The 10,721-nt window shown below is 67.8% G+C and carries 12 protein-coding genes; 9 read left to right on the forward strand and 3 right to left on the reverse strand.

All coding sequences use genetic code 11. The features are described 5' to 3' along the window. Positions 1–14 precede the first annotated feature (14 nt). Genes deoC through KBY75_RS14620 form a run of 4 tightly spaced genes read left to right on the forward strand, consistent with a single transcriptional unit; the run spans position 15 to position 4,081 of the window. Positions 15–683: a deoxyribose-phosphate aldolase gene (deoC, locus tag KBY75_RS14605; protein ID WP_255024472.1), complete on the forward strand. Its 669-nt coding sequence runs from the start codon at positions 15–17 to the stop codon at positions 681–683. Positions 684–690: 7 nt separating this feature from the next. After that, a complete protein-coding gene (recO, locus tag KBY75_RS14610; RefSeq protein WP_255024463.1) occupies positions 691–1,485 on the forward strand; it encodes a DNA repair protein RecO in 795 nt (264 codons plus the stop codon). Positions 1,486–1,510: 25 nt separating this feature from the next. Next, positions 1,511–2,851 (forward strand): MFS transporter, encoded by a 1,341-nt coding sequence (locus KBY75_RS14615; RefSeq protein ID WP_255024464.1) that lies wholly within the window; start codon positions 1,511–1,513, stop codon positions 2,849–2,851. Between the two features lie 27 nt (positions 2,852–2,878). Continuing rightward, on the forward strand, positions 2,879–4,081 hold the full coding sequence (locus KBY75_RS14620) for a glycosyltransferase family 4 protein (protein WP_254937482.1): 1,203 nt from the start codon (positions 2,879–2,881) through the stop codon (positions 4,079–4,081). A gap of 14 nt (positions 4,082–4,095) precedes the next feature. On the opposite strand, the gene pyrF is transcribed toward KBY75_RS14620, so the two are convergent. Continuing rightward, positions 4,096–4,878, reverse strand: a complete 783-nt coding sequence (gene pyrF / locus KBY75_RS14625; RefSeq protein ID WP_255024465.1) for an orotidine-5'-phosphate decarboxylase — start codon at positions 4,876–4,878, stop codon at positions 4,096–4,098. Positions 4,879–4,937: 59 nt separating this feature from the next. On the opposite strand from pyrF, the gene KBY75_RS14630 reads away from it, so the two are divergent. Further along, a complete protein-coding gene (locus tag KBY75_RS14630) occupies positions 4,938–5,117 on the forward strand; it encodes a hypothetical protein (protein ID WP_255024466.1) in 180 nt (59 codons plus the stop codon). Positions 5,118–5,136: 19 nt separating this feature from the next. On the opposite strand, the gene tyrS is transcribed toward KBY75_RS14630, so the two are convergent. Then, positions 5,137–6,345, reverse strand: a complete 1,209-nt coding sequence (gene tyrS, locus KBY75_RS14635) for a tyrosine--tRNA ligase (RefSeq protein WP_255024467.1) — start codon at positions 6,343–6,345, stop codon at positions 5,137–5,139. A gap of 137 nt (positions 6,346–6,482) precedes the next feature. Then, positions 6,483–6,806 carry a DUF1825 family protein gene (locus KBY75_RS14640; protein ID WP_106502272.1) on the reverse strand — a complete coding sequence of 108 codons (324 nt, stop codon included), beginning with the start codon at positions 6,804–6,806 and terminating at the stop codon, positions 6,483–6,485. Positions 6,807–6,948: 142 nt separating this feature from the next. Between KBY75_RS14640 and KBY75_RS14645 the strand changes: the two genes are divergently transcribed. The 4 genes from KBY75_RS14645 to KBY75_RS14660 are packed head-to-tail and all read left to right on the forward strand — an operon-like array spanning position 6,949 to position 10,569. Beyond that, on the forward strand, positions 6,949–7,650 hold the full coding sequence (locus KBY75_RS14645) for a response regulator transcription factor (RefSeq protein WP_255024468.1): 702 nt from the start codon (positions 6,949–6,951) through the stop codon (positions 7,648–7,650). A gap of 46 nt (positions 7,651–7,696) precedes the next feature. Next, positions 7,697–8,395, forward strand: coding sequence for a hypothetical protein (locus tag KBY75_RS14650; RefSeq protein WP_255024469.1), 699 nt, complete (start codon positions 7,697–7,699; stop codon positions 8,393–8,395). Positions 8,396–8,399: 4 nt separating this feature from the next. After that, the gene (locus tag KBY75_RS14655) at positions 8,400–8,999 is read left to right on the forward strand and encodes a GIY-YIG nuclease family protein (protein ID WP_255024470.1); all 600 of its coding nucleotides are present in this window, start codon (positions 8,400–8,402) and stop codon (positions 8,997–8,999) included. A 52-nt stretch (positions 9,000–9,051) separates the two neighbouring features. Beyond that, positions 9,052–10,569: a leucyl aminopeptidase gene (locus tag KBY75_RS14660; protein WP_255024471.1), complete on the forward strand. Its 1,518-nt coding sequence runs from the start codon at positions 9,052–9,054 to the stop codon at positions 10,567–10,569. Positions 10,570–10,721 lie beyond the last annotated feature (152 nt).

The following is a 10,721-nucleotide window of genomic DNA, read 5'->3' on the forward strand; positions in this document are numbered from 1 at the left end:
CAGGCCAAAGACGCGTGAGCGCCGACCGGCCAGACCTAGCCCCCCTGATCGACCACGCCCTGCTGGATCCCCACCACGGCAGCAGCGCGGTGCGCCAGTGCTGCGAGGAAGCCCGCCATTTCGGCTTTGCCGGGGTGTGCGTGGCCTCCCGCTGGGTGGCCACTGCCAGGGAGCAGCTGCCCCTTGAGGGCAAGGGCGCCAGCCCCCAGCTGATTGCCGTGGTGGGCTTCCCCTTCGGCGCTGTGCCGGCGGCGGTGAAGCTGGCCGAAGCGGTGGCAGCGGCTGAGGCAGGGGCCGACGAACTGGACGTAGTGCCCGATTTCGGCGCCCTGGCGGACCGCCAGAGCACGCCGATCCACGACGAACTCGCCGCCATCTGCGAGCTGGGCCTGCCGGTGAAGGTGATCCTGGAGGTGGGCAGGCTCGATCCCGACGCCCTGGCCCTGCTGGTGGAGATCAGCATTGATGCTGGCGCCCGCTTCCTCAAAAGCGGCAGCGGCTTCGGGCCAGCGGTAACGGTGGACCACATCGAACAGCTGCGCCAGCTGGCCCGCGGTCGGGCAGCCATCAAGGCCTCCGGTGGCATCGCCAACCTGGAGCAGGCCCTTGCCCTAGTGGAGGCTGGCGCCACCCGGCTCGGCACCAGCCGCGGCGTGGCCCTGGCCCAGGCGATGCGGGGCTGAAGCAACCGTGCCGGAGCAAAGCCTCGAAGGGTTGGCGCTGAGCTGCCGGCCCCTAGGCGAAAACGACAGGCTGCTCACCCTGCTCAGCGACGAAGAGGGGGTGGTGCGGCTGGCCGTGCCGGGAGCGCGCAGACCCCGCAGCAGCCTGGCCGCCGCCGTGCCCCTGAGCCATCTACGCCTGCAGGTGGGCGGTCGCAGCGGCCTGAGGCGGGTGCGTCAACTGAAAGTGCTGCGCAGCTACAGCGGCCTGGCCCAGCAGCTGGAGGCCCTCGCCGCCGCCCAGGCCCTGATGGAGCTCTGTCTGGCCCTGGTGCCAAGCGACGCACCCTCCGCCGGCATCTTGGGCGACCTACTAATGCAGCTGGGCCGCCTCGACGCCCTGGTGCGGGAGCGGGGCTGCGACCTAGAAGCCTTAGCAATCGCAGTGCAGGGCAGCGTCCACCTGCTGGCCCTCGGCGGCTACGCCTTACCCCTGGGCTGTTGCAGCCGCAGTGGCGAGCCCCTGGATCCGCCCGTGGGCGATTGGGATTGGCGCTGCAGCCTGGTGCCGAGCGAGGGGTTGGTGATCGGTGGCGTGCCGGGGGCGCGGGTGGTGCTCAATGCATCCGAACTGGCCCTGCTGCAACGGCTGCTGCGGCCCAACCTGCCCCGCCGGCGCGATGGCGAACTGATGGGCCCCCTGCCGGTGTGGCTGCACCTGCTGGAGCTAGTGGAGCACTGGTGCCAGGAGCATCTCAGCCGCAAACCCCGGGCCTTCCGGCTGCTGCGCACCGGCTTGGCAGCCGGGGCTGCGCCATCATGACGAGCCAGCAGCAATTCGAGCCAGTTTGAGCGGCAAATCCAACGCCACCGGATTGCAGGGCGTTCTGGCGCTACCCGATTTCCGCTGGCTCTGGCTTGGCCAGATCTTCTCCCAGCTGGCGGACAAGTTTTACATCGTGCTGATGGTGTTCCTGATCGCCCAGACCTGGGTGAAGGGAACGCCCGAGGCCAACCCCGCCCTGGCGGAGGCCGCCTCGGCAATCCGGCTGGACCTGCCGGAAACCCGGGCCCAGATGATCACCCTGCTGGCCACGGGGATCTACGTGGCCAACACGATTCCAGCCATGCTGCTGGGCACTGTCGCCGGGGTCTGGGCCGACCGCTGGCCCAAGCGGGGCGTGATGGTGGCCTCCAACGGCCTGCGGGCGCTGCTGGTCTTGCTTGCCCCCCTCTGCCTGGTGGAGGGCCCCGAGTGGCTGGGGCTGAGCTGGGGCTACTGGGGGCTGGTGCTGATGACCTTTTTCGAGTCGGTGCTGACCCAGTTTTTTGCGCCGGCCGAACAGGCAGCCCTACCCCAGCTGGTGCCCAGCGACCAGCTACTAGCCGCAAACTCGCTTTATCAGGCCACCAGCATGGCCGCCACGATCGTGGGCTTTGCCCTGGGTGATCCGATCCTGCGGCTCCTAAACCTGGGCCTGCAACGCATCGGCATCAGCGGTGGTGAATTTCTGCTGCTGCCCCTTTGCTACGGCCTAGCAGCCGTAGCCATCAGCCGAATCCGCTGGCAGGAGCCGCCTCGGGCGCCGAGCCGCACAACCGTGTGGCAAGAAATCGGCGAGGGGATTCAGGTGCTGCGGGAGCGGCCGCGGGTGTTCAGCGCCATGGTGCAGCTGGTGCTGCTCTACAGCCTGCTTGCCGCCCTTTACGTGCTGGCGATCAGCCTGGCGGCGGCTATCCCCGGGCTTGGCCCCACCCAGTTTGGAACCCTGCTGGCGATGAGCGGCCTGGGCCTGGCCATTGGGGCCCTAGCCGTGGCCCAGCTGGGCCAGGGGCTCAACCGCCGCCACCTGGCTGCCACGGGCCTCGCCACGATCGGCTGGAGCCTGGTGCTGCTGGGTCAGTTGCGCGGCAATTTGGTGTTCACCTTGCTGCTTTGCGGCGTGCTGGGGGTGGGCTCGGCCCTGCTGGCGATTCCCGCCCAAACCACAATCCAGGAAGAAACACCGGAAGAGCTGCGCGGCAAGGTATTCGGCCTGCAAAACAACCTGATCAACGTGGCCCTGAGCCTGCCTTTGGTGCTGGCCGGGGCGGTGGTGAGCCGCTACGGCCTGCTGCCGGTGCTCTGGGGCCTGGCAGCCATTGCCCTGCTGGCGGCCTTATTGGAGCGGCCCTGGCAGCGCTGGTAGCGTGAACCTCCGGACGCGCGAGCCCTGGTGGCCCACATTGCCTGGCTGGGCAAGAAAACACCGTTCTGCGGCAACGTCACCTACGGACTGAGCACGACCCACGCGCTGCGCAGCCGCGGCCATGGGATCAGCTTTATCCACTTCGACACACCCCCCGGCAGCCTGGCTCGCTCCAGCGATGCCCTGCCGGACGCTGACAACCAGGGCGACAGCAATGGCGGCGGCCCAGAAGTTGCCCTGCCTTACCTAGTGAAGTCGCAGGTGTACACGATTCCATCGCTGGGGGCCCAGCGGGAATTGCGCGAATCCCTGGAGCGACTGAAGCCCGACCTGGTGCACGCCAGCCTCACCCTCTCTCCCCTCGATTTCCGCCTACCCGATCTCTGCCAGCAGCTGGGGCTACCGGTGGTGGCCACCTTTCATCCCGCCTTCGATGCGAGCTTGCGCAACCTCACCGCCGGCACCCAGCAGCTCACCTACCAGCTCTATGGGCCCACCCTGGCCAAATTTGATCGGGTGATCGTGTTTTCGGAGCTGCAGGCGGAGATGCTGCTGCGCCTGGGGGTGCGGGCCGAGCGGCTGGCCGTGATCCCTAACGGCGTCGACACCAGCATGTGGCAGCCGGCATCGCTGGCCGCCGCTGCCAGCCCAGAGCTGCAGGAGCTGCGCCAGCGCTTTGCCGGCCGGCGCGTCTTCCTGTACATGGGCCGGGTGGCCACTGAGAAAAACGTCGAGGCCCTGATCAAGGCCTGGCGGCTCGTGCGACCCGCCGGCTGCGTGCTGGTGATCGTGGGCGATGGCCCCTTGCGCAGTGCGCTGCAGGCCCCGGGGGATGAACCAGATCTGGTGTGGTGGGGCTATGAGCCCAGCCTGGAGCGGCGCGTGGCCTTCCAGCAGCTGGCCGAGGTGTTTCTGCTGCCCTCCCTGGTGGAGGGCCTGAGCCTGGCCCTACTGGAGGCCATGGCCAGCGGCACCGCCTGCATCGCCACAGACGCCGGCGCCGATGGCGAGGTGCTGGAGGGGGGCGCTGGCATCGTGATCAGCACCCAGGGCGTCACCACCCAGCTGCGCACCTTGATCCCAGTGCTGCGCGATCAACCCGTGCTCACCGCCGAGCTAGGCCGTCGCGCCCGCGCCCGCGCCCTAGAGCGCTACACGCTTGAGGGCAACATCGACGCCTTAGAGGCGCTCTACGCCGAACTGGTGCCCCGAAGCTCCCTAGTGGCCTGAAGCCCACTGGTGACCTAAAACCCGCCCAGCTCCAGGCAACAAGCCGCGAAGGCCGCAGCTGGATCTGGCGCCGCCGTGATCGGCCGGCCGATCACCAGCTGGCTGGCACCGGCGGCGACGGCCTGAGCGGGCGTCAGCACCCGCTGCTGATCGCCAAGGGCCGCTCCAGCTGGGCGGATGCCGGGGGTCACCAGGGCAAAGGGCTCGGGATGGGCAGCCCGCAGGGCGGCCACCTCCAGCGGTGAGCAGACGCAGCCACCGATACCGGCCGCCGCCGCCAGCTGGGCCAGCCGGGGCACGTAGGCAGCAAGCGGCTCCCCAATCGCCAGCTCGGAGGCAAAACGGGCCTGCTCCCAGCTGGTGAGCACCGTCACCGCCAGCAGGGTGGGAGCAGGCAGGCCTGCCGCCGCAGCCGACTCCAGCGCCGCCGCCTGGGCCGCGCCCAGGGCCGCACTGCCCGCGCTGGCATGCACCGTGATCAGCTCGGCACCGAGGCGGGCGGCGCTGCGGCAGGCGCCGGCCATCGTGGCCGGGATGTCGTGGAACTTGAGATCCAGGAACACCCGCTTGCCCTGATCCCGCAGCTGCCGCACCACCGCTGGTCCGCCAGCCACAAACAATTCCAGGCCCACCTTGACCCAACGCAGCTCGGGTACGGTGGCGGTAAAGGACAGGGCCTGCTCTGGCGCCATGCCATCGAGGGCCACGATGATTTGATCACTGGGCTCAAGCAAGGGCCGCTGGCAGCTTGCTTGCAGGCTAGATAGGGCGTCGCCCAGGCGACATCGCCATGGCATCAGCGCTGCATTGAGGGCCCCATGCCACCGCCCAGGCTTGGGTGGTGCGAGCCGTGGCCATGCCCTTCTCCGATTCCACTCCCCTGCCGGTGACCCTCAGCCTTGAGCCGGGCGCCTCCTGCCCCCTACCTGCCTGGCAGCCCTGGGGCGATGGGGGCATCACCATTCCCTGCAGCAGTTCCGGTGATGCAGCTGCAGCCCAGGGCCCGAGCTGGGACGACCTGCTGGGCACCAGGTAGGAGCTGCTGGGGGGAGCGCTCAGCCAGCCACCAGCCGCCGGAAGGTCTTCTTGCCCAGCTGCAGCACCTTGCCGGCGAGGGCCTCGGGGCCGGCAAATTCCTGATTGGGATCGGCCAGCTTTTCGCCATCAAGCTTGACGCCGCCGCCCTGGATCTGGCGGCGGGCCTCGCTGCTGCTGGAGCAGAGGCCCACGGCGCTGAGCAGGTAGAAGGCCTTGGCGGGGAAGTTCACAGCCGCCAGCGAGGCCTCCGGCACCTCGGCAGCGGCGGCACCACTCCCCGCCGCACCAGCCACAAGCTTGGCGGCATCCAGCTGGGCCGCCGCCGCCGCCGGCCCGCCATGACGCGCCTGGGTGATCTCCAGGGCCATCAATTTCTGCCGCTCCCTTGGGTTCTGCGGCAGACCCGCCAAATCCAGATCAGTCAGAAGGGTTAGGTAGTCGTCGACCACCGCATCGGGAACCTTTTCAAGCTTTGAGTACATCGAAAGTGGGTCTTCCGCTAGGCCCACGGTGTTGCCCAGGCTTTTGCTCATCTTCTGCACGCCATCAAGTCCCGGCAGGATCGGCAGCAGCATTCCAAATTGGGGCCGCTGGCCGAAGTGGCGCTGCAGGTCGCGGCCCATGGCCACGTTGAACTTTTGGTCAGTGCCACCCAGCTCCAGATCCGCCAGCACCTGAACCGAGTCGTAGCCCTGCAGCAGTGGATAAAGAAACTCGTGCAGGGAGATGGGGGCGCCCGAGCCGTAGCGATTGGAAAAGTCCTCCTTGGCCAGCATCTGGCCAACGGTGCTGATGCCCAGCAGCTCAATCACCTGGGGCAGGTCAAGCCCGGTGAGCCACTCGCTGTTGCGGCGCACCTCCAGCCGGCCAGGAGTCTCGAAATCAAGCAGGGCGCGCTCGGGGTCCTGGCCCTGACCCAGCTGCTGCAGGTAGGTGGCGGCATTGGCCTCCACCGCAGCAGCGCTGAGTTGCACCCGGGTGGCGCTCTTACCGGTGGGATCGCCGATGCGGGCGGTGAAGTCGCCGATGATCAGTACGGCGATGTGGCCGGCATCCTGGAAGGCCCGCAGCTTGCGGAACAGCAGCGAGTGCCCCAGGTGGATATCTGAGCCGGTGGGGTCGATGCCGAGCTTGATGCGCAAGGGCCGTCCGGCCCGCTTGGCCTCTTCCAGGCGAGCGGCTAGCTGCTGGTCTGGATCGCTGCCGGCGGGGAACAGATCCGCCATTCCCCGCTCGAGCCAGGCCGGCAGAGGAGGCTGCGCGATGCGTGGATTCTTTGCTGGCGGCTGCTCTTCTGGAGGGTGACCTGTGGTCATTCGAACTGCGACCCGCCTTGACTCTGTGGCGGGATCGTAGGCAGCCGCTAGGCGGTGGCCTCCAGCTCAGACTTCATGCGCTCCAGGGTCTGGTGCATCTGCTGGAACATGGTTTCCGGTGTCATGCCGAACTGGCCCAGCTGGGTGCGTAGCTGCTCCACGGTGAGCTTTGCCTGGAAGTCTTCGGAGAGCTCGAAGCGCTTCATAAACACCCGGTAGCGCTCCATCATGTCCTCCATCTTTTCGATGTAGAGCTTCTTGCCCTCGCGATCAAACTTGCCGTACTCACTACCCAGCTGCATCAGCTGCTGGTAATCGCCAAAAAGCCGCTTGGCTTCGTCCTGAACGATTTCGGATTCAAAGAACGCCATAACCCTGGCAGCGCAGCGTTTGCCGATTCTGGTGAGGCCTGGCACCCCTGGGGAGTGCGGATAGGCGTATTGCCCCTGGCAAATCGAGCGGGGCTGGCCAGGATGGCGCCAGTGCAGGGCCCCAGCACAGCCTTCAGCGCCGATGGATTTCACGCCCAAGCTTGAGCAGATCCGCCGCAACACCAGCCAGATCAACAACCTGCTGCGGGATGCCCGCCTGGTGGCCTGCCTTGGCAACCGGGCCCTGCTCAGCTTCTTTGTGGGCGGCCTGATCGGTCAGGAGCACCTGGTGGGTGCCGCCACCTGTGAGGCCGCCGGCCTGGAGTTGGTGGAGCGGCACCGGCCCTCGATGCTGTTTCTCAGCGACACCCTGGAGCAGGGTTCGGGCATTTCCTTACTGCTGCAAATCAAGCAGCGCTGGCCCAACCTGCACACCCTGCTGCTGATCACCCAGGAGCACCGCCAGAGCGAGATCCAAGCGGCGATTGATGCCGGCTGCGACGGCTTACTGGTGGAGTCTCGCCTTGGTCTGGGCAGTGCCCTGGCCGCCCTGCATGCGATCAGCGGTGGCGGGGTCTACGTAGACCGCAGCCTGACGGAGCTTTTTCGCCGCGGCCCCGGCGATGGGGGCCCCCTTGAACCCCTAACCGGGCGCGAACGGCAGGTGCTCAGCCTGGTGGCCGAAGGCGACACCAACGCCGAGATCGGCCAGCGGCTGTTCATCAGCGCCGACACCGCCAAAACTCACCTGCGCTCTCTCTGCCGCAAACTTCAGGCCCGCGACCGCACCCATGCCGCCGTGCTCGGCCTGCGCTGGGGCTTAATCGATTGGCCTCAAGAGTGAGACCCCCGCTAGGTTCGGTGCGATTTCGATGCGGTGGCATTCCGCCATGGCCAAGCGGCACTGGTTGGATCCCCTGGCGCGTCAGCTGCTGAGGGCCACTGGCCAAATTCCGGCGGCATCGCGCCCTGCTGCACCTGCCGATGCAGCGGCGGAGCGGGAGCGGGTTCAGAGCGAGCTGGTCCAAAGGGAGCTGGTGGAGCAGGAGTTGCTGGCCCTGAAGCTGCAACAAAACCCAGCTCTCAAGCTCGAAGATGCTGGGGCCGTGGAGAGGGCCGCTGCCCTGGGCTGGCGGCTTGATGTGAACCGCGCCACCGCGGCCGACTGGCTGCGGCTGCCGGGCATCGCAGCCGACCAGGTGGACCTGCTGCTGCGGCTGCAGGCGGGCGGCATCCAGCTCAGCGGCGCCGACGACTTGCAACGGGTGCTGGATCTCTCCGCTGCGCTGGTGCGGGGCTGGCTGCCCTTGCTGGAATTTCGCTGGTACGGCGAGCCAGCAGCGCCTTTGCAATCCACTGCCCGGGTGGATCTCAACCAGGCTTCCAGCCAGGAGCTAGCAGGGCTGGGGCTCGATCCGCCCAGGCTCAGCCGACTGCTGCGTGAACGCAGGCGCAGCCCCTTTCGCGATCTCGCAGACCTGCAACAGCGGCTGCAATTTCCCGCCGACCTGGTGGAAAGCTGGATTGGCAAGGTGAGCTTCAGGCAAGGCCCCGCCGGCCCAGCACTGCCCCCCAGCACGGGGGCCTGAAGCGATGGCGCGTCAAGGCGAGTTGTTTACGGCAAACCAGCTGGGGAGCGCTGGCCGCGCCGCTGCCCCTGATCTGCCCCTGCAAGCCTCGCAGCTTCTCAATTGGCAGACCCGCCTCGCCGCCCACCAGCAGCCCCTGTGGAGCAACCAGGCTGGTGGTGCCGCGCAGGTCTCGCTGTTTGCCGGTAGCCCCGCAACGCCTGCCGAGATAGCCGAGGCCTTCAACCCCCTGCAGCTCACCCCCCAGGCCCTTTCCTTCTGGCGCTGGCCCGCCGCACCCCAGCAGGGGGCAGCCCTTTATCTGGTGACAGATCGGCCCGCCGCTCTAGGCCAGCCCCTGCTGCTCTATGTGGGTGAAACCGGCCAGGCAGATCGGCGCTGGAAAGGCGAACACGACTGCAAGGCCTATCTGGCCGCCTACAGCGAAGCCCTGCTGAAAGCGGGCCTGGGCTGCCAAACCAGCATTCGCTTCTGGTTAGATGTGCCCGCCGCCATCCGGCCGCGCCGCGCCCTGGAGCAGGCCCTGATTCAGCGCTGGCTGCCGCCCTTCAACAAGGAAACCCGCAGCCGCTGGGCCACGCCGTTTCAAGCCGCTCCCGCCTAGGTGAGTTGGGCTGGCCGAGCTGGCTACGATCTCGCCCAAACTCGGCCGCTCCATGGACTTTCGCTGCATCCCCGACGTCCTACCTGCGGCCCTGGGCCATTTCGATGGTGACTGCCTGGCCGTGGGCCTGTTCGCCGGTGCCGAAGATCGCCCCGACCACCCCCAGCTCGAGCAGCTCACCGCCGCCCTGGGGCAGTCGCTGACGAGTCGCCTGGAGCAAAGGCGCTTCAAAGCCAAGCCCGGCCAATGCCTCAGCCTCGATCGTCTAGATGCCAGCCCCCATACCCTGATCCTGGTGGGTCTGGGGGCTCCGGCCGACTTCAACCTGGCCGGCCTGCGCCGGGCCTGCGCCGCCGCCAGCCAAGCTGCTGCTGCCGCTGGCGCAAGCCATCTAGCCCTGGCCATGCCGATCGAGGCCTTGGCAGCAGGTGCTGCGGCCCAGGCAATGGCGGAGGCCAGTCGCCTGGCCCTGTTCAGCGACCAGCGCTTCAAGGGGGAGCCCGAGCCCCGCAGCCTGCCGGAGACGATCAGTCTGATCGGGGTGGCGGCAAGCGCCGCCCCCGCCCTGGCGGCAGTGGCAGCCAACTGCGCCGGCGTCGAACTGGCCCGGGAGCTGGTGGCTGCCCCTCCCAACGTGGCCACGCCCCAGCACCTGGCCGACACCGCCGCTGTCCTCTCCCGGGATTTCGGTCTGGAGCTGACGGTGCTGGAGAGGGACGACTGCGCCGCCCTGGGCATGGGCTCCTACCTGGCGGTGGCCCAGGGCTCAGACCTGGCGCCGAAGTTCATCCACCTCACCTACCGCCCCGAGGGTGTGGCTAAGCGGCGCCTGGTGCTGGTGGGCAAGGGCCTCACCTTCGATTCCGGCGGCTACAACCTCAAGACCGCCGGCTCCCAGATCGAGATGATGAAGTACGACATGGGCGGCAGCGCGGCGGTGCTGGGGGCCATGCGGGCCATCGCCGAGCTCAAGCCCGCCGGCGTGGAGGTGCACATGATCGTGGCTGCCTGCGAAAACATGATCAGCGGCGGGGCCATCCACCCCGGCGCGATCGTCACCGCCTCCAACGGCAAAACGATCGAAATCAACAACACCGATGCCGAGGGGCGCCTCACCCTGGCCGATGCCCTGGTGTACGCCTGCAAGCTCGAACCGGATGCGGTGGTCGACCTGGCCACCCTCACCGGAGCCTGCGTGATCGCCCTCGGGGATGAGATGGCGGGCCTCTGGTCCAACAACGACGGCCTGGCCGATGCCCTGTTGGGCGCCAGCGAAGCCAGCGGTGAAGGCCTCTGGCGCATGCCCCTGAGGGCCTCCTACAAGGCCGGGCTCAAGAGCCAGTTTGCCGACCTCAAGAACACCGGCCCCCGCCCCGGCGGCTCGATCACCGCAGCCCTGTTCCTGCAGGACTTCGTTACCCCAAAGCTGCCCTGGGCCCACCTGGATATCGCCGGCACAGTCTGGAGTGACAAGGGCCGCGGCCAGGATCCCGCCGGCGCCACCGGCTTCGGCGTGCGCACGCTGGTGAATTGGGTGTGTTCGGGGGCGCCGCTTGAAGCAGCGGCCTAAGTTTGTAGCCCTGACGCCTTTGAGCCCTCCATGGCCGTTCAGAAGATCCGCTGGTATGTCAAGGCCCAACTCGGCGTGCTGCTCCTGCCCGCCGGGCTCTGCCTATTTGGCGAGGCGGTGATCCGCAAAGGCATCCAGGTGCTTGCCGCCGC

It is taken from the genome of Cyanobium sp. T1G-Tous (assembly GCF_024345455.1).
GTDB lineage: Bacteria > Cyanobacteriota > Cyanobacteriia > PCC-6307 > Cyanobiaceae > Cyanobium_A.